This window comes from Metabacillus malikii (assembly GCF_030813355.1).
Taxonomy (GTDB): Bacteria; Bacillota; Bacilli; order Bacillales; family Bacillaceae; genus Metabacillus; species Metabacillus malikii.
On the sequence record NZ_JAUSUD010000001.1, the window covers coordinates 271789 to 297785 of the forward strand.

General features: G+C 36.4%; 32 protein-coding genes and 1 pseudogene. 28 read left to right on the forward strand and 5 right to left on the reverse strand.

The genetic code is table 11. The features are described 5' to 3' along the window. The first annotated feature begins 62 nt into the window (after positions 1 to 62). The 7 genes from J2S19_RS01375 to J2S19_RS01405 all read left to right on the forward strand — a co-directional run bounded on the left by J2S19_RS01375 (position 63) and on the right by J2S19_RS01405 (position 4135). Complete coding sequence (locus J2S19_RS01375; RefSeq protein ID WP_307336070.1) at positions 63 to 500, forward strand: GNAT family N-acetyltransferase; 438 nt, start codon at positions 63 to 65, stop codon at positions 498 to 500. 56 nt (positions 501 to 556) lie between these two features. Beyond that, the gene (locus J2S19_RS01380; protein ID WP_307336073.1) at positions 557 to 823 is read left to right on the forward strand and encodes a DUF3986 family protein; all 267 of its coding nucleotides are present in this window, start codon (positions 557 to 559) and stop codon (positions 821 to 823) included. A 14-nt stretch (positions 824 to 837) separates the two neighbouring features. Then, entirely contained in the window at positions 838 to 1326 is a 489-nt protein-coding gene (locus J2S19_RS01385; protein ID WP_307336076.1) for a hypothetical protein, read from the forward strand. 183 nt (positions 1327 to 1509) lie between these two features. Further along, positions 1510 to 1881, forward strand: coding sequence for a GntR family transcriptional regulator (locus tag J2S19_RS01390; RefSeq protein WP_307336079.1), 372 nt, complete (start codon positions 1510 to 1512; stop codon positions 1879 to 1881). Between the two features lies 1 nt (position 1882). Continuing rightward, entirely contained in the window at positions 1883 to 2755 is an 873-nt protein-coding gene (locus tag J2S19_RS01395; RefSeq protein ID WP_307336082.1) for an ATP-binding cassette domain-containing protein, read from the forward strand. Between the two features lies 1 nt (position 2756). Next, entirely contained in the window at positions 2757 to 3533 is a 777-nt protein-coding gene (locus J2S19_RS01400) for a hypothetical protein (protein ID WP_307336085.1), read from the forward strand. 32 nt (positions 3534 to 3565) lie between these two features. Next, entirely contained in the window at positions 3566 to 4135 is a 570-nt protein-coding gene (locus tag J2S19_RS01405) for a nucleotidyltransferase family protein (protein ID WP_307336575.1), read from the forward strand. Positions 4136 to 4233: 98 nt separating this feature from the next. Here the strand turns inward: J2S19_RS01405 and J2S19_RS01410 are convergent, their stop codons facing one another. Beyond that, positions 4234 to 4800, reverse strand: coding sequence for a TetR/AcrR family transcriptional regulator (locus J2S19_RS01410; protein ID WP_307336089.1), 567 nt, complete (start codon positions 4798 to 4800; stop codon positions 4234 to 4236). A 376-nt stretch (positions 4801 to 5176) separates the two neighbouring features. Between J2S19_RS01410 and J2S19_RS01415 the strand changes: the two genes are divergently transcribed. The 5 genes and pseudogenes from J2S19_RS01415 to J2S19_RS01435 all read left to right on the forward strand — a co-directional run bounded on the left by J2S19_RS01415 (position 5177) and on the right by J2S19_RS01435 (position 9230). After that, positions 5177 to 6103, forward strand: a complete 927-nt coding sequence (locus J2S19_RS01415) for a DsbA family protein (protein WP_307336092.1) — start codon at positions 5177 to 5179, stop codon at positions 6101 to 6103. A 321-nt stretch (positions 6104 to 6424) separates the two neighbouring features. Further along, positions 6425 to 6895 (forward strand): annotated as a pseudogene (locus J2S19_RS01420) (AraC family transcriptional regulator); the annotation flags it as partial. Between the two features lie 417 nt (positions 6896 to 7312). Further along, positions 7313 to 7756, forward strand: a complete 444-nt coding sequence (locus J2S19_RS01425; protein WP_307336577.1) for a VOC family protein — start codon at positions 7313 to 7315, stop codon at positions 7754 to 7756. Between the two features lie 121 nt (positions 7757 to 7877). Then, complete coding sequence (fosM, locus tag J2S19_RS01430) at positions 7878 to 8300, forward strand: FosM family fosfomycin resistance protein (RefSeq protein WP_307336094.1); 423 nt, start codon at positions 7878 to 7880, stop codon at positions 8298 to 8300. Between the two features lie 162 nt (positions 8301 to 8462). Continuing rightward, entirely contained in the window at positions 8463 to 9230 is a 768-nt protein-coding gene (locus tag J2S19_RS01435; RefSeq protein ID WP_307336098.1) for a MerR family transcriptional regulator, read from the forward strand. Between the two features lie 69 nt (positions 9231 to 9299). Here the strand turns inward: J2S19_RS01435 and J2S19_RS01440 are convergent, their stop codons facing one another. Further along, the gene (locus J2S19_RS01440; protein ID WP_307336101.1) at positions 9300 to 9776 is read right to left on the reverse strand and encodes a small multi-drug export protein; all 477 of its coding nucleotides are present in this window, start codon (positions 9774 to 9776) and stop codon (positions 9300 to 9302) included. A 284-nt stretch (positions 9777 to 10060) separates the two neighbouring features. On the opposite strand from J2S19_RS01440, the gene J2S19_RS01445 reads away from it, so the two are divergent. The 4 genes from J2S19_RS01445 to J2S19_RS01460 all read left to right on the forward strand — a co-directional run bounded on the left by J2S19_RS01445 (position 10061) and on the right by J2S19_RS01460 (position 13344). Further along, the gene (locus J2S19_RS01445) at positions 10061 to 11065 is read left to right on the forward strand and encodes an ROK family protein (protein ID WP_307336104.1); all 1005 of its coding nucleotides are present in this window, start codon (positions 10061 to 10063) and stop codon (positions 11063 to 11065) included. Between the two features lie 23 nt (positions 11066 to 11088). Then, positions 11089 to 12297, forward strand: a complete 1209-nt coding sequence (locus tag J2S19_RS01450) for an MFS transporter (protein WP_307336106.1) — start codon at positions 11089 to 11091, stop codon at positions 12295 to 12297. A gap of 190 nt (positions 12298 to 12487) precedes the next feature. Continuing rightward, positions 12488 to 12679: a hypothetical protein gene (locus J2S19_RS01455; protein ID WP_307336109.1), complete on the forward strand. Its 192-nt coding sequence runs from the start codon at positions 12488 to 12490 to the stop codon at positions 12677 to 12679. A gap of 221 nt (positions 12680 to 12900) precedes the next feature. After that, on the forward strand, positions 12901 to 13344 hold the full coding sequence (locus J2S19_RS01460) for a VOC family protein (RefSeq protein WP_307336113.1): 444 nt from the start codon (positions 12901 to 12903) through the stop codon (positions 13342 to 13344). 41 nt (positions 13345 to 13385) lie between these two features. Here the strand turns inward: J2S19_RS01460 and J2S19_RS01465 are convergent, their stop codons facing one another. Beyond that, positions 13386 to 13541 (reverse strand): hypothetical protein, encoded by a 156-nt coding sequence (locus J2S19_RS01465; RefSeq protein WP_307336115.1) that lies wholly within the window; start codon positions 13539 to 13541, stop codon positions 13386 to 13388. A 212-nt stretch (positions 13542 to 13753) separates the two neighbouring features. On the opposite strand from J2S19_RS01465, the gene J2S19_RS01470 reads away from it, so the two are divergent. From J2S19_RS01470 to J2S19_RS01495, 6 genes are all read left to right on the forward strand, one after another. Then, positions 13754 to 14347, forward strand: coding sequence for a TetR/AcrR family transcriptional regulator (locus tag J2S19_RS01470; RefSeq protein ID WP_307336117.1), 594 nt, complete (start codon positions 13754 to 13756; stop codon positions 14345 to 14347). Positions 14348 to 14391: 44 nt separating this feature from the next. Then, positions 14392 to 16359 (forward strand): cyclic peptide export ABC transporter, encoded by a 1968-nt coding sequence (locus J2S19_RS01475; protein ID WP_307336121.1) that lies wholly within the window; start codon positions 14392 to 14394, stop codon positions 16357 to 16359. Between the two features lie 52 nt (positions 16360 to 16411). Beyond that, on the forward strand, positions 16412 to 16897 hold the full coding sequence (locus tag J2S19_RS01480; RefSeq protein WP_307336124.1) for an HIT family protein: 486 nt from the start codon (positions 16412 to 16414) through the stop codon (positions 16895 to 16897). Positions 16898 to 16922: 25 nt separating this feature from the next. Further along, positions 16923 to 17366: an HIT family protein gene (locus tag J2S19_RS01485; RefSeq protein ID WP_307336127.1), complete on the forward strand. Its 444-nt coding sequence runs from the start codon at positions 16923 to 16925 to the stop codon at positions 17364 to 17366. Between the two features lie 47 nt (positions 17367 to 17413). Beyond that, positions 17414 to 17650, forward strand: a complete 237-nt coding sequence (locus tag J2S19_RS01490) for a hypothetical protein (protein ID WP_307336130.1) — start codon at positions 17414 to 17416, stop codon at positions 17648 to 17650. A 131-nt stretch (positions 17651 to 17781) separates the two neighbouring features. Next, entirely contained in the window at positions 17782 to 18144 is a 363-nt protein-coding gene (locus J2S19_RS01495) for a VOC family protein (RefSeq protein WP_307336580.1), read from the forward strand. A 165-nt stretch (positions 18145 to 18309) separates the two neighbouring features. Here the strand turns inward: J2S19_RS01495 and J2S19_RS01500 are convergent, their stop codons facing one another. Next, on the reverse strand, positions 18310 to 18453 hold the full coding sequence (locus J2S19_RS01500; protein ID WP_307336133.1) for a hypothetical protein: 144 nt from the start codon (positions 18451 to 18453) through the stop codon (positions 18310 to 18312). A 28-nt stretch (positions 18454 to 18481) separates the two neighbouring features. Continuing rightward, the gene (locus tag J2S19_RS23640; protein ID WP_370875008.1) at positions 18482 to 18613 is read right to left on the reverse strand and encodes a ribbon-helix-helix domain-containing protein; all 132 of its coding nucleotides are present in this window, start codon (positions 18611 to 18613) and stop codon (positions 18482 to 18484) included. Between the two features lie 576 nt (positions 18614 to 19189). Here J2S19_RS23640 and J2S19_RS01505 point away from each other — a divergent pair. From J2S19_RS01505 to J2S19_RS01530, 6 genes are all read left to right on the forward strand, one after another. Then, the gene (locus tag J2S19_RS01505) at positions 19190 to 20413 is read left to right on the forward strand and encodes a phenylacetate--CoA ligase family protein (RefSeq protein ID WP_307336136.1); all 1224 of its coding nucleotides are present in this window, start codon (positions 19190 to 19192) and stop codon (positions 20411 to 20413) included. Positions 20414 to 20440: 27 nt separating this feature from the next. After that, positions 20441 to 21790 (forward strand): phenylacetate--CoA ligase family protein, encoded by a 1350-nt coding sequence (locus tag J2S19_RS01510; protein WP_307336138.1) that lies wholly within the window; start codon positions 20441 to 20443, stop codon positions 21788 to 21790. A 19-nt stretch (positions 21791 to 21809) separates the two neighbouring features. After that, positions 21810 to 22574 (forward strand): amidohydrolase family protein, encoded by a 765-nt coding sequence (locus J2S19_RS01515; protein ID WP_307336140.1) that lies wholly within the window; start codon positions 21810 to 21812, stop codon positions 22572 to 22574. Between the two features lie 4 nt (positions 22575 to 22578). Continuing rightward, positions 22579 to 23928 (forward strand): phenylacetate--CoA ligase family protein, encoded by a 1350-nt coding sequence (locus J2S19_RS01520; protein WP_307336142.1) that lies wholly within the window; start codon positions 22579 to 22581, stop codon positions 23926 to 23928. Between the two features lie 63 nt (positions 23929 to 23991). Then, positions 23992 to 25104: a 3-dehydroquinate synthase II domain-containing protein gene (locus J2S19_RS01525; RefSeq protein ID WP_307336144.1), complete on the forward strand. Its 1113-nt coding sequence runs from the start codon at positions 23992 to 23994 to the stop codon at positions 25102 to 25104. Between the two features lie 31 nt (positions 25105 to 25135). Continuing rightward, a complete protein-coding gene (locus J2S19_RS01530) occupies positions 25136 to 25981 on the forward strand; it encodes a class I fructose-bisphosphate aldolase (protein WP_307336145.1) in 846 nt (281 codons plus the stop codon). The last annotated feature ends 16 nt before the right edge of the window (positions 25982 to 25997 follow it).

Here is a 25997-nt window from a genome sequence, read left to right on the forward strand (position 1 = left end):
AGTATTGATCAGCTTGTATACAAATCTATAAAACTAAGAAACTATAAGAGAGGATAGCTAAAATGGAGATTAGAGAAGCTACTTCCAACGATGTAAATGATTTAGCACGATTAATGTGCGAACTCGGTTATCCGACAACATTTGAACAAATGAAAGTAAGGTTCAACGATATTGTCAGTACGCCACATCATTATACGCTTCTGGCCTGTATAGACGGGAAGGTTGTCGCAATGATTGGTTTTCATACAGGTCATCTCTATAACATGGATGGGATGTACGCTCGTATTGTCGCGTTTGTCGTTGATTCAAGTTACCGCAATCTAGGAATCGGCACCCTTTTATTACGTAAAGTTGAAGAATTTACAAAAAAACTAGGTGTAGATGGAATTGTGTTAAATAGCGGTAACCGTGCAGAACGCGAAATCGCTCATAAGTTCTATGAAAGTCATGGCTATTTAGTGAAAAGCACCGGCTTTGTCAAAACACTTAATGAACTATGATAATCATAACGTATCAATCTCAAACAATTGAAGGCTTATCAATGAGGTGAAGTATAATGGTATATGACGATAGATATCATCTACATATAGGTTATTATGAAAATGGTCATGATATTGAAGCGATTGCTTTAAAAAGACTTAATGAAGATATTTGGGATATTTTCTTTGATTTTGAGTTCTATGGTTTTCAAGTTCCTACAGAGAAATCTGAACGATTAGAGTATTTTGGTATTAAAATATTTTCTATTGAAAACGAAGAACTGGACTATTTTGACGGAGCGAGGAAATTTGAACAATGGTTATTAACTAATAACCTACTATAAAATTTTTGGGGTGTATGAACATTTTTAGAATAATGAAGAAAGCTCATTTTCTCAGTTTCGTACTAATTATCTGTTACCTAGTTGGTTGTAGTCATAACGACGAAACAAGTAAGCAACAGCAGCTTACATTTACAGGTGAAAGCGAGTCATGGAATGTAACAGGTTATGAAGTAGCAATAACAGCTGATTCTTTCAAAGCAGGTAACGGTACTTTAACGATGAAAACTGGAAACGAGCATCTAGCTGACTTTTTTCAATATAAAATATATGCAAATTTGAATGGTGAAGATACACTCATAAATAGTAGTTCATTTTCTGGTGAAGCAGATATTAATATTGCTGAAAAGACGATAGGGTCGACGAATGGTGGAGCATACTTAGATGAGAATGGTAAGCCGATTACATTCGATGACATGCGTGATTTTTATCTCATCGTTGAATGGCAAGACAAAGGGAAACGTGATGTTGTGAAAGAAAGGATAGACTTGATAAACAACGAATAACGAAGATAACCCCGTTAACTTACATATTAAATGAACGTTCAAGCTAAGGAATCTATAAAGTTTCTTAGCTTTTTTCTATTGACTTAAAAGGTTGTCCGGTGATATGGTTATACACATAAGTATATAACCATACAACAGTTAAGGATTGAGAGTTGATGTTTAAGATGAAGAGTGGTGAAATCATTGAGTAAATTATTAGATCAAGATAAACCGATTTATTTGCAAATTCGTGAGAGGATTGAGGATCAAATTGTGAATGAGCAATTGAAAGAAGGGGAACAGGCTCCATCAACGAATCAGTTAGTTAGCTTTTATAAAATTAATCATGCGACTGTATCAAAGGGAGTTAACCAGCTAGTAGAAGAAGGTATCTTATTTAAAAAGCGGGGGATTGGAATGTTTGTAGCCGATGGTGCAAGAGAGAAGCTGGTTCAAAAAAGGAAAGACGCATTTTTAGATAATTATGTTGTTGGTCTCGTTCAAGAGGCAAAGAAGCTTGGAATTACGATGCAGGAATTAGTCGAGTTAATCAAATCATGCAAAGGAAGTGAATAAAATGACAATGCAAATTGAAATGAATAATCTTTCATTAAAATATAAGAGTAATTATGCACTTAAGGAAATAAATTGCCAGTTAAACGGTCAGGGGATTTATGGTTTGATTGGAAGAAACGGAGCGGGTAAAACGTCTTTGTTATCGATGCTTGCTTCATTTCAAGAGCCGACTAGCGGAACGCTCACAATTGATGGAGAAACTCCTTTTGAAAATGCAAAAATCATGCAGCAAGTCAATTTTATTTTTAATAAAGATTATACAGATGAAACGGATAATGTTAGTCAACTATTAAAATGGGTTAGCCAGTATCGGCCACATTTCGATAGCAAGTATGCAGATTACCTTGTGCAAAAGTTTAGGCTGCCTATGAAAAAGTCAGTGAAAAAATTATCAAAAGGTATGCAAGCTGCTGTCAATGTTACGATCGGTTTAGCAAGCAGGGCACCAATTACGATTTTTGATGAAGCATATAATGGGATGGATGCGCCAACAAGAGAGATTTTTTATGAGGAGCTGTTAGAAGAACAAGCGAGATTTCCACGCATGATGATTCTGTCTACACATCTTGTTTCTGAAATGGAGCATTTATTTGATGAAGTGTTGTTTCTTCATAAGGGGAAGCTGATTCTTCAAGAGGAGTTTGAAGCGGTTACTTCGAAAGGAACCGCAGTTACTGGTCCTGCTGAAGATGTCGATTTGTTTGTTCAAGAAAAGAAACAACTAAATACAAAATCGTTAGGTCATCTAAAATCAGTGATGATTTATGGTGAATTAAGTGACTCGGAGCGAGAAAAAGCGCAGGCGAATGGACTTGAATTAGGACCGATTTCTTTACAGGATTTATTTATCCATTTAACAGAGGAGGAGGAATAAGATGAGGCAGCCGCGAATTTATCCAAAGGTCGCAAAAGATATGTTTTTTATTCAATCGAAATGGGCATTTCAATTTCTTATTGTGATGTTGATTATTCAAGTTGTCAAAACGGTCACAACATTTTTCAAATCATCTAATGAGAATTCGTTTTATGATGCTACATTTATTGCCGCGAATATTTTTATGCTAGTCATTGGAATTATTTCAGCCATCGCATTTTTACCTAGTTTTGTTCGAAATGGTGTGACGAGAAAAGATTACTTTAAGGGGACATTGATTGGCACATTCGGTGTAGCCGTCGCGATTCCAATTATTAGTGCAGTTGTATCGACTATTCTTGACCTTATTTTTAAAATCATGAACGTCCGGGTAGTATACGAATCGTTTGAAAGTTTAAATGTTGTCGACGAAGGGAATGGAATAGCCGATATTATTATTTCTATAATTTTTACACCATATGTAGATTTAAGTTCTAATTGGATTCTTGCATTGGTCGTTTTTGCAATAAATCTTTTCACATATTATATAGCAGGATGGTTAGTTGGCGCTGCGTTTAGTCGTTTAGGAATTTTAGGTATCGTTTCGATTGTATTGGCGTTTATATTGATTTATGTTCAGGATTTACTCGTATCGATTAGCTTTGGGTTGCCTGTTCCTGCCTTTTTGAAGGAATTAGAAGTTCCAATCGTATTTCCGTTGATTGGTATAGTTGTTGCAATAGTTCTCGTTTGTCTGGTTATTCGCGTATTAACAAAACGAATTATTGTGAAATATTAAGAAGGTGAGATTAATTGGAAAGGTGCCAAGTTATGTTGCAAACGGAACAAGATATTATTGAACTCATTAAAGAAGACGAATGGATGATGGACGTACTCGTTATGGCAAAGCAATTACAGCTTCCAGATTGGTGGATTTGTGCGGGGTTTGTCCGCTCGAAAATTTGGGACACCCTACATCATTTTCAAGCACGTACGATTATACCTGATATCGATGTCATCTATTTTGATCCATCAAACATTAGTAAAGCAGAAGAAAAGCGCTTGGAAGGTGAGTTAAGAAGGCAAAACCCGACTGTACCATGGTCTGTTAAAAATCAAGCGCGAATGCACCTTGCCAATGGAATTGCTCGCTATACATCTTCTGTCGATGCGATTTCAAAATTTCCTGAAACCGCCACAGCATTAGGGGTAAAGCTCGATGAAGAAGATAATCTATTATTAACTGCTCCATGTGGGCTAAGCGATGTCTTGAATTTAGAAGTAAGGCCAACCCGATATTTTGCTGAAAATGATGCGTTGAAGAATGTATATCATGAACGGGTTGCGAAGAAGAATTGGCAAGATAAGTGGAATAAGGTGAGAGTGTTTCAAATTGAATGAATGTAGAAAGCCTAAATAAGCGATAGGAAATAGCCAGCTTATTTTAGGCTTTTTCTTATAGAAGGTAGTTTTAAACGTATGCTATGTATGTAACTAGGTCATGTTTTCGAACGAGCTATTCCTGACAGGATATAAGGAATGACGGATTTAATATAGTTTTCAGGAGTAACCTTTTCACGATTTCTTCTCCATTCAACAGAAGCCCCGAATATTCCCCAACTGAGGACGACAGCCGTCATTCTTAATGGTTCATCTTCCTCAAGAGAATGTTGTTGATGCAGCATTTTGTAAAAAATGATTTCGAGTTGTTCCCTAATAATTCTGCTAATGGTCTCTTCGTATCCTCTATGACAGCGAGTAGATAATGATTTTTGAAAATTTGTGATCGCGAAGAAAATTCGAACGAAGACGTCTTCATTGAGAGTGTCATGTTTGTAGTAATCGTAGTTTAAATTTATTAACAACACTTCTGATAATGCTTTTTCCAATAAGTCATAAATGTCTTCAAAATGATAATAGAAGGTTGTACGATTAATCATTGCTGCTGTTGTAATATCCTTCACGGTAATATCTTTAAACTCTTTCTTACTAGATAAATCGATAAAGGAATCCATAATTAATTTACGAGTTCGTATGATGCGCGGGTCTGTTTTTGTTTCCGTCATCGCAAATCTCCTCTCCTACTTTTCCAACAATTTTTATCATGTGTCGGATATCCAACACATTTAAGGAACTATTGGTATGCTTCGATTTTATTATCTACTAAACTACTAGTAAGAAGCAAATAAGTAGTCTGTCTAGGGCTCTAGTACAGTATTTGCCAGATTTATATTGGCTCTTTTCAAAAGATTGTGGCTTTTTGCACTAACCTTTTTAAGGGTTTGTTAGTCGATAGCCGCCGAAGCTAGACAGGCTCACCACCCACCCCGCGGCGAGTACTGTAGAGAAGACAAACCCTAAACGACAACTCAGTTAAAAGCAACAATGTTTACGAAAACAGCCTTTATATTAAAAACTCAGTTGAAAAGGGGAATGATTAATATGACAAGCAATAACCTTGTATGTGATGTGGAAACAGGTGTATGTGGTGTAGCAAATGACGATGCCGTGCAAACGATTGATTTTAATGAGCCGGTGAAAAAGATTGAGATGTATTATGTAACAGACCCTATTTGTTCACATTGCTGGGCATTAGAACCAATTTTGCGTCGATTTATGAAGCAGTACGGACAATATGTGCAGTTCAAAACGGTTATGGGCGGATTATTAGAGAAATGGCATGGAGGTCCGGTTGATCCAGCTAACGGCATTCATGGCCCAAGTGATGTAGCCAAACATTGGAGAGAAGTAGGGGAACATTACCGGATGCCGATCGATGGTTCATTAATGATTGACAATCCCGTTCAATCATCATACCCGCCATCACGCGTTTTTAAAGTAATTCAAAAACATTACGGTGAGGAGAAAGCATTTACGTTCTTGCGACGTGCGAGAGTCGAGCTATTTGCGTTCAATAAAAATATTGGTGAGGTACATGAGCTAGAAGCAATCGTAAACGGCGTGGGGCTAAATGGGAAGGCGATTGTAAAAGAAGCCAATGAACAAACTGGAATTGATTTATTAAATGAAGACTTTGCACTAACTAAAAAGCTAGGTGCGAGAGGATTTCCGACCATTATACTCGTAAATGAAGAAAAGAAAGGCGTAAAAATCGTTGGGAGTCGCCGTTTTGAAGATTATGTGTCAGCATTAACACAAGTGCACGGTGAACAACCAATTCCATCTCAGCAACAACCTTTATCTGCTTTACTTGAAGAAGAGGCACTGCTTTTCTCAAAAGAAATTGAAGTAATGTATCAGCTTGAAAAATCGGATGTGAAAGCCTTTGTTGAAAAAGAGCTATCGTCAGCACAATATGAGGTGAAGGAATTACTTGGGGAATCCTTTTATACGATTGCAGTAAAATGAGAGTTGATTAATAATGACCTACGTATAAGATTAAAATGATGAAAAGGTTTAGGGGTGTTTGACCCATTGTAACCTTTTGGTAGCTATCGGTTTTTGTATCAGTACCCTGAAATTTGCTGCTTGTTCGGCTCAAGAGGTATGACCACTTTCAAAGCCTTCATTTCCTCACTAATATCTTCAGGCTACTTTCACCACTATCGAAGTACGGTACTTATTTAAAGTATCGTTTTTTTTTTTTTTTTTTGATGTGATTTAGGAAGAAGGAATTCAAAGATTGATAGAGAAGTAAGGATAATATTACCAATTAAAGGGGTGAGAAAGTTGGAAATTGAATTGGTCGAACTACCCTCATATGAGGTTGCATGCTTTAGAAAGGTTGGTAGTTATCGTGAAGCAACGGGAGAACATTGGGAGAATTTATTAAAATGGGCCCTTGAAAATGAGCTATTTCCACCAGAACAAGCATTTATCGGTATTTCTTTGGACAATCCCGATTTTGTAGCAAGTGAAAGGTGTCGTCATGATGCATGTGTGACAATACCTGCACATTTTGATAAGGGGAATCATCAAGAGATTCAATTTAGAACATTAGACAGTGGCTTGTATGCGCTGTATCGATACTATGATACTCCTAATAGGCTAGAGCTAGGTTATAAGTATATGTATGGTCAATGGTTGCCCGAGAGTGAGTATGAGCCCGACTTTGAACGGTTAACTCTTGAATTTAATATGAATAATCCCGCAGATGATCCGGAAGGGAAGTCTATCATTCATTTATATGTACCAATTAAAATGAGGATCTCAAGGACAACTCCAAAGATAAGTAACCATGTCCCACAGCTCCTATACGACGGTGCTCAAATTGATGTCCACTATGAAAACCATGATGATGTGATTAAATGGTTTGAGCATTATTTAGGATGGAGAATTGAACAACAAGAAGCGTGGCTAGTTGACCCTAGAGCCATCAAAGGAAAGATGACACATATGGGAATGGGAATGTGGGTAGTATCCTATCTATCAAATCAACAGCTTCCTTTTCACTATGCAAATCGAGGTACGCCGAGTCCAGCAATCCGTCTTTGTTTTAAGGCAACAGATTTAAGTAAAACACATGTAAGTTTCTCTGAAAATCATATACAGGTTTCAGACATCTATGATGGTCCAGGTGGTCACAAATATTTTGATGCATGGGTAACTTCTGAACGGATGAGAATAACGTTTCAAGATGACATAAAAAATTCTCAGGTAGCATTTCCAGACAGTGATAATTTCAGTGATACATGCGTTCGGATTGGTGTGGGAGACTTGGAGAAATCAGTTAAGTGGTACAAGGATTTTGTTGGTATGGAATTAGAAGCTGAAAAGGTTAATGAAGATTTTGTCGTGATGTCATTAGGTGTGAATCATGATCCGAATGGAAAGTCAAAATGGATTCTTGAAAGGACTTCAGACCATAATGGGAGAACTGATGGTAGCATTCGACCGATCTGTTTTATCCAAAATCGAGATGACTTTTTTCAGTATTATCATTTCCTCAAAGAGAGCGGCATTGAAGTTGGTGAAATTGGAGGTTTTACGGAAGGAGGATTGTCGATGTTTCATTTCTATGATTTAGACGGTAACCGGTTTAATGTCAGTTCTTTTGTTTAAAAGGAGTTTACGTAATGATAGAGAAATAGATAACAAGACAATTAATAGAGTACTCGACAGGCATAGCTTCGATATTATTTGAACTAGCCTTCCGTGAAATATACTCACCTGAGGTGGTTACATGTCAATAAAAGGTTTAAATCATTTTTTATTTTCTGTGTCTAATTTAGCAAAATCAATTACGTTTTACGAAAGTGTCTTTGATGCTAAGCTGCTAGTGAAGGGGAGGAGCACTGCCTATTTTGATTTGAATGGCATGTGGCTTGCGTTGAATGAAGAACAAGATATCCCGCGCAATGAAATTAGTCAGTCTTACACACATATCGCATTTTCAATCGATGAGACGGAATTTGATACGATGTACGATAAACTAATGCGATTAAATGTAAATATTTTGTCAGGACGCCCGAGAGAGGAAAGAGATAAAAAGTCTATTTACTTTACAGACCCCGATGGACATAAATTTGAATTTCATACAGGTACTTTGCAGGATAGACTGGATTATTATAAAAACGATAAGACGCATATGGAGTTTTATGATTAATTCATGCAATGTATATTTTTTGATAATAATCGTGGACTAATCGTATGCTACGTTGTTGAAATGGTCATCTACATGGCAGTTATATCTTTCAAATTTCCTCTTGAACCTCTAGTAACTAGAGGTTTTATAATGGTTATATACTTTTTTATGGAGGGAATGTGAATGAAAGGGACTAGGAAATATTCAATAAGTGAATTTTCAAAGAAGACTGGAGTCTCAATTCGAACGCTTCATTACTATGATGATATCGGACTACTGAAACCAGATAAGCATCCCACCTCTGGGCATCGGATATACGATCATCAAGACATCTTAACATTACAAAAAATCTTATGTTTAAAGTTTCTTGGGTATAGCTTGGATAATATTGCTGACTTGTTAGGTGAAGCAAGTTTTACTAGCGATTTAAATCGTACGTTGGCACTTCACTTACAAGGATTAGAGAATGAAAAAGAGAGAATTGAACAATCGATGGCTGCTGTAAAACGAGTGATGATGCTTCTTGAAAAAGAGGGTGAGGTAGATAGTGCCATCTTACTTAGCCTTATTCATAGTATGCAAACGGAAGCGAAGCAAAGAGAATGGATGGAACACTATTTGTCAGAGGATGTTGTTGAAGGTTTGTTAAATAAATCGGAGCAGGAAAAAGTCAACTTAGACCAAACGTTTATTCAACTATCTAAGGAACTAAAAAAACTATATGGTAAACCTATTGAGGATGCTGGAGTACAAGCGATGATAAAAACGTATCTTGAGGCAACGTTCTCATTTCTTGGTGAGGATTTGATGAAACATTTAGCAGATGTTGATGTGGAGGAAATGGAGATTCAAGAATTTGAAGACATGACTCCATCGCCATTTACAGAAGATGAACAGCAATGGCTAAATCAGGCGGTTGAATATTATATGAAGCAAGCGGAAATGAAATGAACGAAATAATCATTTTGAATGTTGATGACAAGCTTAAATTGGCATCAACATTTTTAGTTAGCTTCAGTTTTATATCAAATTTAAAAGACTAAAACCATAAACCGATCCTACAGCAAAGACAATTGTCCATACTGCTAAACTAAATGTCATCCATCCGACGACATAGATTTTTGAACTCCCAAAGGTAAGTGCGATAATTGCGGCAATATCAGTACCTACAAATATGGGTGCTAGTAATGCCAATCCGGGAATACCATATTTCTCCCAAATTTCACGTGAGCGTTTTTCTTTTTTGGTTGGATTGATTATGCCTTTCTTTTGCTTTCGATTTTCCCGCCATTTGTCAATTTGCTTAAAGAAAATACCTAGTAAAAATAGTAATAGAAAATTACCAAAGAATGCCACGACGCTGACACTAATTGCAGGCAATCCCCAAACAATTCCTAATGGTACGATAATTGAGACATCCATCCACGGTGCTAATGCTAACAAAAAGAGAACAATGTACTGGATAAATATATTTGCTTCCTGAGCCCATTCGATCAACAGCAGTTTCCTCCTGACTATTCATTAATCGTTACTATTATAAGGAATTAGCAGGTGAGGCTACCATTGATTGTTCTTACAATAAACCTATCTATGTTACAGTTTTGTCACATTATTTCGCCTTTAAGAAAATTATATTTTTTAACTACTAAAGTTTTTTAATAAACTCGATTGTTAACCCCAATTCTATATGGTATAGTATCCTCATTACTTATTAAACGGATTAAATAAGTTTTTTAATGGCACTTTTTAAAGTTATTTAATAAGTGTTGAAGGAATAGGTGGTGAACGATGTGGAGCTTAGTTCCAAATCAATGAAAAAGGTAATACTTAGCAATATAAGGACTACTCTTATCGAATTAGGTAGTGCAACAAAGGTTGAAATGAATGAGAAATTAGACATAAGTTTTCCGACGATAAGTAAATTTTTAGCAACTATGGAGAAAGAAGGGGAGATTTTTTCGGTCGGCCTAGATGAGTCCAGTGGAGGGAGACGGGCAAAGCGATATCAATATAACCCTGAGTATATGCTCGGCCTAGCGATTTTTTTAGAAAGAACAGAGACGAATTATACAATCTTTAATTGTTTAGGAGAAATAAAGGAACAAGGCACCTTTTCCAGTTTTCTAATCGATGATGGGTTACAGATTTTAACAACCTATATTGATAGCATTATGACTAGGCATCCAAACATTAAATCGTTAGCAATAGGTGTTCCAGGAGCAGTAGATGAGGGGCGAATTTTTCATATTCCTGACTATGAGCAGTTTAAGCATTTTGATATAAAGGGATATTTTGAAAATTACTTTTCAATCGATGTCGTTGTAGAAAATGATATGAATGCTGCAGTACTTGGCTATCACAAAAGACAGGGAAATCAGAACAGCCACTCTTTAATCTATTTGTATATAGGTCAAAATGGACCAGGTGCCGGATTACTGATTAATGGAGATGTTGTGCGCGGCAGTACGTTTTTTGCAGGAGAGGTTTCATTCGTTCCTCAATATGATGACCGTAATTTTTGGCAGGCGTTGGAAAAGGGTAAGCACGGGGATGAAAAGGTAGATGCGATAAGTCGATTAGTTGCCTCGTTTACGGCAATGATGAATCCGCATAGTTTTATTTTTTGTAACGATGACCTTGATGAATCCTCAATTGAGAAAATTATTGAATGCAGCACAAATTATATAGCAAAGGAACATTTACCGGAGCTGACGAGAAGTGATTGGAAGGAAGATTATTTATTCGGGTTACAAAGTCTCGGGCTTCAGTTAATGATAAATAAATGATTTGTATTTAGGAGAGGTTTTTTATGGCAACATTGCTTTTGTTAATTATTTATTTAGCGTTTATTAGTTTAGGTCTACCAGATTCGTTATTGGGAGTTGCGTGGCCTGTTATGCAATCGGATTTTGATGCACCGCTTGAGACTGCAGGTTTATTGTTTATGACGATTGCAGGTGGTACCATTATTTCAAGCTTATTAAGTGGTAGAGTCCTGAAGCGGTTTGGAACGGCAAAGGTGACAGTTGTTAGTACGTTAATAACTGCATGTGCGTTGCTCGGCTTTTACTTTGCACCATCACTTATCTGGTTATTTTTATGTGCGATACCACTCGGATTAGGTGCAGGTGCAATTGATGCGGGATTAAATGATTATGTCGCGATTCATTATAAGGCACATCATATGAGCTGGTTACATAGCTTTTGGGGAGTTGGGGCAACGTTCGGTCCTGTCGTAATGGCTCAATTTATTTCTGGAGGCAATGCTTGGGGGAACGGGTATCTTGCGATTGCCGGGCTTCAATTTACTTTAGTATTGATTCTTTTGCTTTCATTACCATTGTGGAAAAGGGTTACAGCAAAAAGTAACCAAAACACGAATGAAGTAGCAGCTGATTCAAAAGCTTCTGATATGGAATTAGAGGGTAACCAGCTAAAACCGTTACAAATTAAAGGAGTCAAATGGTCACTTGCCGCCTTTTTATTTTATTGCGGTGTTGAAGCAACAGTCGGTCTATGGGGAAGCAGCTATTTAGTAAATATAAAAGATATTTCTGTTCCAGTTGCTGCACAATGGGTTTCCTTTTATTTTGCAGGAATCACGGTTGGGCGCTTTATTACTGGCTTTATTACATTTAAAGTGAGTAATCGGACGCTTATTCGCACCGGACAAATAATCGCTTTATCAGGTGCAGTATGTTTACTACTACCATTGCCAGCACTTTTCTCTCTAATTGGTCTTATTTTAGTTGGTTTAGGGCTAGCACCAATTTTTCCTTGTATGCTTCATGAAACACCAATTCGGTTTGGGAAGAAGCACTCGCAGACAATTATGGGGTATCAAATGGCAATTGCCTATACGGGTAGTACATTTTTGCCACCGTTACTAGGATTTGTGGCATCTAATACAACAATCGGAATCTTTGCATTTTATATTCTATTATTTGTTGCAGCCATGCTAGTAAGCTCTGAAAGATTGAATCTCATACTTGTTAAAAAAGGAATTGCCGCGAAATAATTCGTACTTTCCTTATGATAGAAATATAATGCGTTGCTACACGATGTAGTGACGCTTTTTTAATGATTTAGTAAAGGACATAACATAGTTACATAAAAAAAGCTAGAAAACTAGATGATGGAATAATTTGAGAGAAATTTATTTTTATTGTAACATATACATAATATAACATTTGTGAAGGAGACTTTCTATGCAAGTATTAACAATCGTTAAAATCCTGCTTTTTTTAACCGTGATCGGGCTATTTATTTGGACATTTATCGGACCAAAAAAGGCTAACAACAAAAATCATTACGATAATGGCACGTTTAAGTACGGGAAATATATGATTTATTTACTAACTTTTGAAGTCGCATTAATTGTGATTTTTACTTATGTTTAATTGTTTTCGAGATTAACAGTATTTGTTAATATTACTCTGAGACGGTGAAGCTAACGTTGCTTTTCAAAAGATGATTGAAGATAATTGGAAGATATTACAAATACAATTAATTCTTGTCTAAGCGTTAAGCCTATGGTTTAATGCTTATTTTTTGGGTAAGGAAGGGAATTGAAAAATGATAGAGAAGTAAACAGAATACCAATTAATGGAGGCTTAAAATTATGAACCGTATCAATTTACTAACTCTTGGTGTTAAGGATATTGTAAAATCTCATCAATTTTTCAAGGAACTTGGCTTTGAAACTTCTATCAAAGGCACTGAGGAAATTCCTGCGATTGTTTTCTTTCGAAATGAAGGAACAAGACTTGCGCTATATCCTCTTGAAGAACTAGCAAAAGATATAAATAAAGACAATACACCTGTGGTTTCAAATGGGTTTCCTGGCATCACTTTAGCGTATAATGCAAAGTCTGCGAAAGAAGTAGACGAAGTAATGATACGTGCAAAATCAGCTGGAGCGAAAATTGTGAAAAAGCCGCACAGAAATGATTGGGGCGGTTACGGCGGTTATTTTACTGATATTGATGGCTACTATTGGGAAGTGGCATTTGCTGAGGATTGGGAGTTTGATGAGTCGAATATGTTGGTGATAACTGACCAATAGATGTAGAAATGAAAAAGGCACATGATAAAACGTGTGCTTTTTTACAATATAAAGAACAATATTCCATTTATGGCTATTAGTGTTGCGACTAACCCGATAACTAGTTTTTTATATGAGAAGCGAATGGCACCTTTTTTTAAACCATTGAAGATGAGGGTAATAGTTATGAATGTGACGAGAAGGATAGTTAAATTCATAGGAACACTCCTTATTGCGTGAGAGATGTATACTCAGTTATATGTAAAATTATAACGTGTGATATTGTTTTTTGATATACATAATTTTGCGAAGTTGGAAATACTTGCAAGGAATTTGTTTACATATTTTACCGAATAAGGTATTATGAATAAAGATTAAATGATTGATTAATCAATCATTTTTATTTTTGATGAAGTGGAGTGAAAAGAAAATGGAATCTAGTGAGAAAAAAAGAACAGTAGAATTGAAGAAAGCTGAGGTACTTCAAGCTGCGACTGAATTGTTTAGCGAGAAAAGCTATGAAGCAACAACAATGTCAGAGATTGCAAAGAGAGCAGGAGTAAGTTTTGGGAGTGTCGCTTCATACTACGGAAATAAGGAGTCGTTATTTACTCGTTGTGTAGAACTTCCCTTAAAAGAGCTAAGCGAGTCTTTTTTGAATTTTGATTTACACCCAGTATCTTTTGCAGATGAGTTACAAAAGATGATGAAGGGCCATTTTGAACTATTTCAGAATATGAAAGTCTTTTTAAGATTAGTTGTACAAGTGATTGCTCAACATGAACGTTTTCCAAATCAATTTAATTTGGTTGTTGAACAAACAGCTTTTATTCAAGATGAAGTGACAATATTTATTCAGAACGGCCAACAAGCAGGGCAATTTCGTGAAGGTGATGCGAGTAGATTGTCAATTGTCTATATAAATCTATTATTTGGGACAATCCTTTCCTATGCGTTTAGACCAAGCCAAGAGGATGAGGCAGAATTCATTTCATTTGCAATACGAATGTTTGGACCAGTATAAATTATCAAGTACTTACTAAACTATGAGGGGTTGGAGATGTAAACGTGAATCTTGAAGAGTTCTTATTGTTAGACAAAATAGTTGGTATTTTGCTAATTGTAATAAGTTTTGTCAGTTTAGTAGTCATATTTTTTTATTTAAGATTATTTCGTCAAATAATTAAAAGGGAAAGAAGATTTAACGGATTTCATAAGCAACACGTTGTTCATTCTGTTAGTTTAGTTTGTTTTTTAATCATTTTTGCATGGAGTCTATACGATTTACCAGCAGTTTTATCAAGTGGATCCATTTTATGGGGAGATGCTCTGGAGTTGAAACTTTTCAGCGTGCTAGTAATGAGTATGTTTGTTCTTATTTCGTTAATGTTAAGCTATTATTTTGTTGCCAGTCTATTTCAACCAGATAAACATAAAAAAACAATCTTCTTTTCTATTATGTTAAGTATGAGTGTAGGCTTTGCAAATGCAGTTATTCTTTTTTTAATGAATGAATCGATATCAAGAGTAGAACTTTACGGGGCAGAATCACTGCATCATTTAATCAGTTTCTTTGTTTTATCCGTTTTTGTCTATATTTTTGGACAGAGGATTCTGAGATTAATATTAATTAAGATGACAAATGATGTTGTATATGAAAAGAGAATCGGAATTATTGGTAAATTACTAGATTCGTCGTATCATCAACTAGAAAAGATTGAGAAGGAAAAAATTTATGCAACATTAAATAATGATACAGAACGAATTGGTGGATTTGTCAACAGTCTTGTCATCGTGTCTACAAGTATTATTACAGTAATTACTTGTTTTGCTTATTTAGGATTTATCCATTTTTACACGTTTCTACTATTTACGATTATGTGTGTATTATTTATCACTGTCCATCAACTATTTGCAAGATCTGGTAACAAAATCTATAAAGAGGTTAGAGATGCACAAAATGTCTTTTTTAAGAAAATAGATGAGTTCATAAATGGATTAAAGGAATTATTTTTACACCGTGGTAGAATGAATGGATTTAAAGAGGATGTATATGATGTATGTAATCATTATCGCACGAAGCGAACGCGGGCAGATCATCTTTTTACAAATGTCAGTTTACTTGGTGAGCTAATTATTTTTACTATGATGGGCTTAGTTGTATTAGTCTTTCCGATATACTTTAGTACTTTTGATAGTAGCTCGCTACGATCGTTTATTTTTGTGTTAATCTTTGCAATTGGCCCAATTACATCGATACTTAATTTAATTCCAGATTTAGCACAGATGAAAATTAGTTGGGACCGAATTAAGGAAATCGAAGGAAGAGTTAATAAGTTAAATACCATCAATATCGCAATGCGGGAGAGCGAGCATGTCGATGAACTGCAATTAGTGAATGTAGAGTTTACATACGAGAACGAAAATATAGGTGAAACCTTTTATTTGGGACCAATTAACCTCACGCTCCGAAGTGGTGAAATTACATACTTAACAGGTGGGAATGGTAGCGGGAAAACGACATTAGCGAAAGTGTTAACAGGTCTATATGTTCCAACTAGTGGTAAGGTGTTATTAAATGGGAAGGAAATACCAGTTGACCAGCTTGGCCAATATTTCGCAGCGATTTTCAGTGATTATTATCTGTTTGAGAACTTGTATGGTATTGATTTTGATGAGAAAGAAAAAGAGATTGAAGAGTATTTACAGATGTTTAAGCTCGAACATAAAGTGAGTGTTCGAAATGGAAGGTTTAGTACGACACAGCTATCAACAGGCCAACGGAAGCGGTTAGCCTTAATGATTGCCTATTTAGATAATCGCCCGATATATTTACTCGATGAATGGGCTGCTGATCAAGACCCGCAATATCGTGCCTTTTTTTATGAGAACATTTTGCCAGACTTGAAGACAAAGGGGAAGTCGGTCATTGTCATTTCTCATGATGATAGATACTTTAATCTCGCAGACCAATTGATTAGGCTTGAGTGGGGCAAAATTGTCGTTGATTCTAATACAGTCCTTGCACCGAACTAATAATGTTTAAGTGCCTTTAGTAATTTATAATATGTAACGCGGAGGCGAACAGATGAGAGAAGTTACCTTATCAAACGGTCAAAAAGTGAACGTAGATTGTTTAAGTTGTGCACTAACAAGCGGGGTGGTTGAGCCTGATGGCGGTGTCGTAGTGGAATCGGATTATTTTCATGCTCACCAAGATGTAGCATATCCGATTAAAGGGTTAATCATTTTAGCATCGAAACGACACATCAAATGTTTTGATGAACTGACTGAAGAAGAAAAACTAGATTATATGAATGTGTTAACGTCGATTCGAAAAGCACAAAGAGAAGTATTAGGCATTCAATCTGTTTATTATTTTTATAACGAAGATACAACACATCATTTCCATACTTGGATGGTCCCTCGATACGAGTGGATGTATGAGTTCGGGCGTTCAGTTGAATCGGTTAGACCTGTATTGCTACATGCAAGAAATCATCTGAACACTGAAGAGAACAAAAAAGATGTTGTGGAGGCCATTGCATTATTAAAGACGACTTTAAATCAATAGATTACTATAAGGTTGGAGGCTTAATATGAATAGATATTCGCATGCACCTGAAGAATACGAGTGTCCGTTTTGTCGGATTGTTGCAGGGATTGAAAAACAAAACAAAGGAACAAAACAAAGAGATATTATTTATCAAAATCATGATGTCACTGCGTTTGTTGCAAGTAAATGGTGGCCGAATAACAAAGGACATGTACTTGTTGTTCCGAATCAACATTATGAAAATATGTATGAGCTTCCCGCAAATATTGCTGCTGAAATCCATCGGGCTGCACAATTAACAGCGTTCGCGATGAAAAATACATATCATTGTGATGGGATTTCGACGAGGCAGCATAATGAACCAGCTGGGAACCAAGATGTATGGCATTACCATCTTCATGTTTATCCGAGATATGAAAATGATAATCTTTATTTAACGAAAGGTGATGATACTGAACCAGATGTAGCGTCCTTACTATGCAAATAAACTGCGAATGTGGATAAATGAAAATCATGGAGAGGTGAGGTTGAGACATGATAATTAAAATCGATGGTTACTACCATCAAAAGCTTCTTACTGGTAAAAAGTGTACGAAACAGCAGTTGAAGCAAAAATATTTGGAAGTAAAAGCAATAACAAGCGAGATGAAGGACTTGGCAGCAGTTTTTTGCAGACTCAACAATTTTGAAGAAATTGCAGATGACGACGAGATTGAAGTTGATTTTGTGATTGATACGGATACAGATAGAATTTATTCCCCATCTTATTAATTGTTAAAAGCTATTGATAAGGAATTCTTATTAAGTAGCTTAATATTTTAATATTATCCTTATTGGTAAAGATTCGATAAACTAGAAGAAGATTCAAAATGAGTGTTTAACATGAGGGGGATGGATGGATGATGATTCTAGGCTTACATCATGCACAAATAACGATTCCAAGTGGGGCTGAGGAAGAGGGCAGGACATTTTATTGTAGTCTACTCGGTATGCCTGAAATAGAAAAACCGGAATCTTTAAAGGGTCGCGGTGGCTATTGGATACAGGTTGGAACTCAAGAAATCCATATCGGGACAGAAGAAGGTTTCGATCGGTTAACGACAAAGTCTCATCTAGCTTATTTAGTTGAGGATTTGGCATATTGGAGAAGTCAATTAGAACAGCATAACATACAAATCATTGATGGTATCCCAATTCCAGGTTTTCAACGTTTTGAGTTCCGAGACCCGTTCGGAAACAGGGTGGAAATGATTCAAGAAGAGTAGGAAGCAGGGGGACGGTTCTCCTGCTTCTTACATTAAATACCAATTAAGATTTGCGATCGTTACATAAAACAAAAAACTTTCTCACTAAATGTTAACGGCAAGTTACCTACATCATTCTTTGCAATGCTGTTTACTTCAGGTTTAGCTCCAATTACCGCGAAAACTTCACGAATTAATTGCTTTAAGTGCCATTTCAGTATCTATTTTCTCTTCTAACACTAACATTCCAACTATTTTTACATCTCGCACTTTATTTACCTCTAATACTTTTAAGTAGCGTATGGCGGTCAAGATGACTAACGCAAGCACAAATGATTCTTCTGTAATAACATTTTCATCAACAACATTTGCAGGGGTGATGCCGAATCGAAGTTTTTAGGAAATCAGTTCGATTGGAATAAAACCCCTGTTCAACAAATAAATCAACCTTGCCTAAAAATTGATTATTAACTTTTCTGTGCTCTCCCACTTATCCCACAGGAGTCTTTCACTTCCGCTCAAACCAAACTATACATAGGAAAAGCCACATATATATTCATAAAATTGCTAAATATTGAACAGAAATCAATATACTTTTTTAGTGGCTTAGAATCGTCCCGATGCTTCGTTTCAATCGGAAGCAAAGGAACCGTCCCCGCGCTTCCCGATCACTTTAGCTCTATTGAATAAAGGAAGCGGAAGAACCGTCCCTATGCTTCTTGTTGGTAATTTTATCCTATTTAATTTGCAATTTTCTTTGTTTAATGCGGTTGTTACAATTTTTGGTTATTTGTGACTATGAATATAGGTCTTTAGGTGATTTTGAGACGGTGACTTAAAAGGGTTGGTAGTAATTGGCTAGAAAAAGTTATTCGTGTATGTGTAGTTTATTGTCAGAATGTAAAGAATATATAAAGTTTTCTAAAAATTTGTTGACAAAATTCTCGCTATCATCTATTTTGGTTTTAGTGCGGTTGTATATAATTACCTTTATTGGAAGTGGTAGGTAATAAGGTCCAATCCGTACTTCCTAGAAATAAGCGTAAAATCGAGGGGTGGTGGAACTATGGAACTAGATGGTGCGAAGGAGAGAGCGGTTATTAGTCGGGCATTGCAGTCAGCGTTTTATAAAGAAAAATTGAAATCACATGCGATGGCTAGCATTCAGGAACTTCCATTTACAAGTAAATCTGAATTAGGCGGGCTTGATAAAAAGGAGACTATTACGAGTACATCTAGGAAAAGTTTGCATTATCACGAATCGTCAGGCTCTTCTGGACAAGAGTCATATGCGTGGTATACGAGAGATGATATTATCGCGAATGCAAAAAGTATTTTATCTAGAGGGATTAATCTAGAACAAAGCGATTATGTACTCATTCGGTTCCCGTTTTCGTTGTCATTACCAGCTTATTTTATTCAGGAAGCTGTTTATCAAGCAGGTGCAACACTCATACCGGCTAGTAGTAGAAATACGATAGCAACCTATCCAAAGGTGCTGTCATTATTGGATGAGTTGGAAATTACGGTGTTTGCAGGCTTGCCACGTGAATTGGAATTACTAGCTGAAACAGCTAAAATGACGAATGCGAACTTTGCTAAAATAAAAAGGAATATGAAATTACTAGTTATTTCCGGAGAATTAGTAACAGAAAAACGAAAGCAATACATAGAACAATTGTGGGAAACACCAGTACAAGTCATGTACGGGATGACAGAATTGGGCAATATCGCAACGACTTGTGAATTCGGATATCTTCATTTTGATGCAAATGATTTCTATGTCGAAGTGTTTGATTTCGAACTACAGGAACAAAAAACTTTTGGTGAAAAAGGAATAGCTGTCATTTCTTCTTTATACCAAGAAGGGTCGACTAAGCTTCGATTTGTGACAAATGATATCGTCTCTATACATGATCAATGTTCATGTGGAGCCACGAATGTCATTGATGTGCATGGCAGAATGTCCGAACGAATAAACGTAGATGGCAATGTTTATGATAGTGCCGATATTCAAAGCTTGATTTATGGTATGCGTCAAGTTCCTTTTGCATGGAAATTGGAATGTACTGATGAGAAGTTCATGTTTTATCTTCAATATGAGGATATGAATGGTATCGATGAGCAGGAAATTATCAGCTATCTTAAAAAGCAATTTCCTTCTTCTGTACAGGTAGACGTACATTTTGACAAGCTGCTTTTTGATACAAATACATTAACTGAAACAACTGTGAGTATGAAACCAAAATATATTGAAAAAATTGAAGGAAAGTTAGCTCAAGCGACTTAATTCTTCAAACGAACAGGGGTGGATTAAATGTCAACTTTCCCAGGCCTTGACTTGGCACCGTCAACTCGTAGGCATATTACGTTTGCTTCTAGCTTTAATGAAACGTTAGAGGCTAATGGTAGAAATTTCGAAACGATTCAAAGAGATGAGAAGAAAAGCTACCATCTTGAAATGCTGAATAGGCTTATGTTGCATGCAGTTGAAAACAATGAGTTTTATCGAAAGCAATGTGAACAAGTATTATCTCAAACGAAAACAATTACCTCCTTAGATGATTTTGCAAACATCTCCTTCTTAGAAAAAGAACACATCTATGACAATCTTGAAAGAATTTTATGTGTACCTCGTCATGAAATAGCTCAATTTCACTCAACATCAGGAACATCAGGAAAATCCATTTATACATGTTTAACTTTAAATGATATGTACGTCCACGAACAATTTGCAAAATATGAAGACACACTTTTTGCTGATATTACCCGTGAAGATGTCGTGGGCATTTCATTACCGTATGAATTAGCCCAGCCTGCACTTGGGTTTCATCGCATGTTTCAATTAGGCTTTGAAACTTCTGTTGTTTCTTTAGGTAAGGGTGGCTATATGGCCCCGCCAAAACGAACAGTGCAATCAATGAAAGACCTTGACGTCACCATTTTGATTACTACACCTTCCTATGTTTCGATGCTCATTGAGATAGCAGAAGAACTAGGACTTGATGTGAACGAAGACTTAAAGGTTAGAAAAATGATTTTAACAGGTGAAGGCTGTTCCAGTACATTCCTTAGTCGCTTAAAGGAACTATGGGATGTTGAACTCGAGTTTCATTACGGCTCAACTGAATGTGGGTTGGTCGGTATTCAAAAAGACTCACAACCATATTACACACTGTTAGAAGGTGGTAATTATGTTGAGATTGTAGACCAGGATACATTAGAACCTTTGGGAGATAACGAGATTGGTGAAATTGTCGTTACGACGTTATTAAAGGAAGGGATGCCGTTTATCCGCTATCGTACTGGTGATCTCGGCTTTGTACAAGGTTCCGATATGGAATCCGGTTTAAGGAAATTACATTTAAGAGGCCGAAAAGGAAGTTCTCTGTTCATAGAAGGTGTTGAATATAGCCCGATTGCGATTGAACATATTTTATTAATGCATAAAGAGGTTGGTCTTTGGTATCAACTAGTCGTTGAGGATGAAGAATTAACAATTGAAATTGAACCGAGACGACGTGATGCCAATGAAAACTATCTTGATGCATTAGTTCAATCTGTGCGCAGTCATATGTTCAGTGTCGGGGGAATTCCTTGTCACATTACGATTAATCAACATATCGAGAGACAATTTACGAAGGTTGTTAGAGTCATAAAAAAATAAACTGCTAGAGGGTGTAAAAATGGTTATTGATAGTCATGTTCATATTTCAAATGAAAAGTATTCGAATTTAGAAACGTTAGAAGCAGCGATGAAGGATGCAAACATTGATAAAGCTGTCCTTGTTCCAGGTGGGATGATCGATGTTAGAAAAATGACAAAGTACATCACTGGCAAGGAGCAGCCTGAGCAAATGGAGCCGCCAAATGACATCGTTAAAGAAATCATTACGAAATATCCTGATAAATATAAAGGCTTCTTCGTCGTAAACCCTAATAAAGGGGCAGACGACTGCTTAGAAAAAATCGAACAGTATAAAATCGATGGCTTTTCCGGTCTGAAGTTTTCGCCAGTCGTGTACCAGTTCTCATTGCTAGGTAAAGTATCTAAGGCGATTGTTGAGCATTGTGGAAACTTAAATTTACCAGTGTATACACATACATTGTTTCATCCAAGTGCAAATGTTGCTTCAGCGGCAGCTTTGGCAAAAGAGTTTCCAAATACGACTGTGATTATTGGGCACTTCGGCTTTGGTCCTGCAGATGTAGAAGCAATGCAATATGCAAAGGAATTGGACAACCTTTATTTAGAAACTTCAACGGCAAATTATTTAGCATTAAAAGAAGCAATTGGTATATGCGGCTCAGAGAAGATGCTATTCGGTTCAGAATTTCCACTGTCAGACCCATGTGTAGAAAAATTAAAAATTGAGCGCTTACCAATTAGTGATAAAGAACGAGAAAATATTTTCCTGAACAATATTACTAATATTTTAAGAAAGGAGTAAGCGGATGCTAAACCCTTTGACAAAACAGGACAACGAATTTTATTTAGATGCTTTAGTCGATTGGTTTCAGCAGTTCGACGAGCATGAAAGCATTGAAAAATTTTCTAGAGCTGAATTAAATGAGTATCATGCTTTTTGTTTAAGTGGCTTACTGCAATATGTCACAGAGAATAGCACCTATTATGCTAAAAAGTTCAATAACCTTAAGGCAGAAGTAGCATTGGATAATTATTTGGAATTTTTTGAGCAGGTGCCTTTTTCAACAAAGGACGAAATTAGAACAAGTTATAAAGATATGCATGTAAACAAAGATATTGCCCAAGTGTGTAAATCGACAGGGACTACTGGTGGACCTCCTACCTATATCGGTTCAACGTACAATGATTTGAACAAATATTATCCAGCTGTCGAATATAAGCAATTATTAGGGAAAATTAGAAACAGTGTTGTAGCGAATGCATTACCTTATGAGATGAGTTCATCAGGGTTAATTTTCCACCATTCATTTCAAAATTCGCTAAACTGTAACATGCTGCCGGTCGGAAAGGGTGGAGCATACTCGGATCCGAAAGATGCACTTCAATTTATGAAAGACTGGGATATTAATGTTTTAGTCACAACACCTACGTATGCGATTATCTTAAGCGAAATTGCTGAACGAGAAAACATTGATTTGAGAGAGTTTAAGCTTGATACATTGTTTTTGACTGGTGAAGGTACATCTGATAGTTTCCGTAAACGAATTGAGAAGATATGGAATTGTAAAACAAATATTTTATTTGGTTCATTAGAAGCACAGTTAGTCGGGATTGAGTGTAGTAATCAAAATGGGATCCATTTAGCAGAAGGAAATCTCTATGTAGAAGTTATTAATCCACAAACAGGTGAAAAGTTAGACAATGGTATGATTGGGGAAATTGTCGTTACAACCTTGATTCGAGAAGGTATGCCATTAATTCGCTATCGTACAGGGGATATTGGCTATTTAGATGAAACAGAATGTACATGTGGTGTAACAAGTAGCCGCTTAGTATTACGAGGTCGAATCCATGATCAACTCGTGCTCGAAAATGGCAGCTATTCTCCGTTTTACTTGGAAGATATTCTCATGAGAAATGAGCTAGTCGGAAATTGGTATAAGTTCCATATTGAAAATAAGAAATTAACAATTGAAGTAGAGCCAAGCAATTCAGAGATTGATAAAGAAGAAATCGCAGATGCTGTCATTAATTCGTTTGAATTCCACTTAAATGAAGAAATTCATGTCATCGTAAATAATGAAGTTGAACGAGCTTATTCAGGTAAGGTGAAAAGAATCTACTACACTGAAAAACAAGCAGTAGCAGGTTCATAAAATAAAAGAATTGCATATTTGTTATTGATCGAAACTAAAACTCACCAGTAGGGAGATACGAAGATGGAACGTAAAATTTGGTTAGATGCACGAAACAATCTTAATAGTGAATTTGTCATTACAGCAAATCAAATTGCTTGTTTTAATGGTGTTTTATTTAGCTTAGCAACGTTTTCAGAAAACACGGTTCAATTTTCTGAACGGATGCAAATCTCCGTTTTTTTACAATCACTAGACGAGCTGAGTGAGTTTTCTCAAATCGAAAATAAACAAGTGATGATTATATCAAATGACCCTGCTGTACTGAACGAAGCGAAATCACAAGGCTATCCAACAGGCTATTATATCTATATCGTTGACCAAAAAACGATGGATATGTCTCATGAAATTGGGATACATCATCATCTCGTCATTGCAGAATTTAAGGACCCAACGAATATACCATTAGAATTAATTATTGCAAAATTACAATCTACAGATGTCGATGTGCTAAAGCATGTTGTCTCGAGCGAAGAGGCTAAAATTTCTTTTGATGTAATGGAGATTGGCTCAGAGGGTGTGCTACTAACGACAGACCGGATTGAGGCAATGTTTGACTTCAAAAATCAATTTGAACATAAGGAGAAACAAAGTGTGGAGATTGTAAATGCAAAAGTAACGAATATTGAGCATATAGGTCAGGGGTATCGATCATGTATTGATACGACAAATCTATTAACAGAACAAGAGGCAATGATTATCGGGTCAACATCATCGGGTGGTCTGCTCGTCTGTTCGGAAACACATTACTTACCATATATGGATTTAAGACCGTTTCGCGTTAATGCCGGTGCAGTACATAGCTATGTTTGGTGTCCGGAAGATACGACGAGCTACTTAACCGATTTAAAGGTAGGATCGCAAGTGATGGTCGTTGATATCGAAGGGAACACGAGAACGGTTTCAGTTGGCAGAGTAAAGACTGAAATTAGACCGCTCCTCTTAATTGAAGCTGAATATGAAAACAAAAAGATTAATACAATCGTTCAAGATGATTGGCATATTCGTATCTTTAATGGGAAAAAGGAACCGCAAAGTGCAACAACGTTTAAAGTTGGAGACGAGATTTTAGCATATGTGTGTGAAACAGGACGCCATGTCGGGATAAAAATTGAAGAGACCATTGAAGAAAAATAAGCATAATGGTTTCGATATGAGGTGATGAAAGATGGTAAAGGCACATAGATTGAATAGACTTATTGATTCGAAATCGAATAGGTCAATTTTTTTGCCAATTGACCATGGTACTTCGCTAGGACCTTTGCAAGGAATTCGACCGCTTCATAAACTTGTGAATCTATCTATAGAACATAACATTCAAGCGATAATCGCTCATCAAGGTGTGATTCAAAAAATCATATCAAGTGGGATAAACACAAAAGGGTTGGAATTTTTGCTCCATGTTTCGTGTTCAACAAGCATGTCGAGTGACCCGTTACATAAGCAAGTGGTCTCATCTGTCGAACATTGTTTGCGCTTAGGAGTTGCAGGGATTTCAGTTCATGTCAATTTAGGGGTCGAAAAAGAATATGAGATGGTAAGAGATTTAGGAAGCCTCTGCCGAAAAGCATATGAGTGGGGCGTACCTGTTTTAACGATGATTAATGTCCATGAGAAAACGGTCGGTTCCACACATAAAGAATTTGCAAAAAATGTTTCCCATGGTGTTCGATTAGCGGGAGAACTTGGCAGTGATTTTGTTAAAGTTCAGTATCCGGGAAGTTTTGAACATGTTCTTGATGCTGTAACCGCTTTTGATTTACCGGTGTTACTTTCCGGTGGTGAAAATGTGAGCAACCACCGAGAGTTATTTAGTCAAGTGAAGACTGCAATTGATGCAGGAATGCAAGGTGCTTGTATTGGCAGGAATGTATTTGACGATGAAAATCCTGAGTTAATTAGTCATTGCCTTAACGAAATCATCCATCAAGACAAGCAACTTGACGAAGTGTGGAATTATTATGAAGCAACAAAAGTAAAACAAAAAGAAGCCGAATTAATTAACATAAGATAATACGAAGCATGAGGTG

Coding starts and splice junctions, on each gene's coding strand:
- J2S19_RS01375 (WP_307336070.1), top strand. CDS start 63: ATGGAGATTAGAGAAGCTACTTCCAACGATGTAAATGATTTAGCACGA.
- J2S19_RS01380 (WP_307336073.1), top strand. CDS start 557: ATGGTATATGACGATAGATATCATCTACATATAGGTTATTATGAAAAT.
- J2S19_RS01385 (WP_307336076.1), top strand. CDS start 838: ATGAACATTTTTAGAATAATGAAGAAAGCTCATTTTCTCAGTTTCGTA.
- J2S19_RS01395 (WP_307336082.1), top strand. CDS start 1,883: ATGACAATGCAAATTGAAATGAATAATCTTTCATTAAAATATAAGAGT.
- J2S19_RS01400 (WP_307336085.1), top strand. CDS start 2,757: ATGAGGCAGCCGCGAATTTATCCAAAGGTCGCAAAAGATATGTTTTTT.
- J2S19_RS01405 (WP_307336575.1), top strand. CDS start 3,566: ATGTTGCAAACGGAACAAGATATTATTGAACTCATTAAAGAAGACGAA.
- J2S19_RS01410 (WP_307336089.1), bottom strand. CDS start 4,800: ATGACGGAAACAAAAACAGACCCGCGCATCATACGAACTCGTAAATTA.
- J2S19_RS01415 (WP_307336092.1), top strand. CDS start 5,177: ATGACAAGCAATAACCTTGTATGTGATGTGGAAACAGGTGTATGTGGT.
- J2S19_RS01425 (WP_307336577.1), top strand. CDS start 7,313: ATGAGAATAACGTTTCAAGATGACATAAAAAATTCTCAGGTAGCATTT.
- fosM (WP_307336094.1), top strand. CDS start 7,878: ATGTCAATAAAAGGTTTAAATCATTTTTTATTTTCTGTGTCTAATTTA.
- J2S19_RS01435 (WP_307336098.1), top strand. CDS start 8,463: ATGAAAGGGACTAGGAAATATTCAATAAGTGAATTTTCAAAGAAGACT.
- J2S19_RS01450 (WP_307336106.1), top strand. CDS start 11,089: ATGGCAACATTGCTTTTGTTAATTATTTATTTAGCGTTTATTAGTTTA.
- J2S19_RS01455 (WP_307336109.1), top strand. CDS start 12,488: ATGCAAGTATTAACAATCGTTAAAATCCTGCTTTTTTTAACCGTGATC.
- J2S19_RS01460 (WP_307336113.1), top strand. CDS start 12,901: ATGAACCGTATCAATTTACTAACTCTTGGTGTTAAGGATATTGTAAAA.
- J2S19_RS01465 (WP_307336115.1), bottom strand. CDS start 13,541: ATGAATTTAACTATCCTTCTCGTCACATTCATAACTATTACCCTCATC.
- J2S19_RS01470 (WP_307336117.1), top strand. CDS start 13,754: ATGGAATCTAGTGAGAAAAAAAGAACAGTAGAATTGAAGAAAGCTGAG.
- J2S19_RS01480 (WP_307336124.1), top strand. CDS start 16,412: ATGAGAGAAGTTACCTTATCAAACGGTCAAAAAGTGAACGTAGATTGT.
- J2S19_RS01485 (WP_307336127.1), top strand. CDS start 16,923: ATGAATAGATATTCGCATGCACCTGAAGAATACGAGTGTCCGTTTTGT.
- J2S19_RS01490 (WP_307336130.1), top strand. CDS start 17,414: ATGATAATTAAAATCGATGGTTACTACCATCAAAAGCTTCTTACTGGT.
- J2S19_RS01495 (WP_307336580.1), top strand. CDS start 17,782: ATGATTCTAGGCTTACATCATGCACAAATAACGATTCCAAGTGGGGCT.
- J2S19_RS01505 (WP_307336136.1), top strand. CDS start 19,190: ATGGAACTAGATGGTGCGAAGGAGAGAGCGGTTATTAGTCGGGCATTG.
- J2S19_RS01510 (WP_307336138.1), top strand. CDS start 20,441: ATGTCAACTTTCCCAGGCCTTGACTTGGCACCGTCAACTCGTAGGCAT.
- J2S19_RS01515 (WP_307336140.1), top strand. CDS start 21,810: ATGGTTATTGATAGTCATGTTCATATTTCAAATGAAAAGTATTCGAAT.
- J2S19_RS01520 (WP_307336142.1), top strand. CDS start 22,579: ATGCTAAACCCTTTGACAAAACAGGACAACGAATTTTATTTAGATGCT.
- J2S19_RS01525 (WP_307336144.1), top strand. CDS start 23,992: ATGGAACGTAAAATTTGGTTAGATGCACGAAACAATCTTAATAGTGAA.
- J2S19_RS01530 (WP_307336145.1), top strand. CDS start 25,136: ATGGTAAAGGCACATAGATTGAATAGACTTATTGATTCGAAATCGAAT.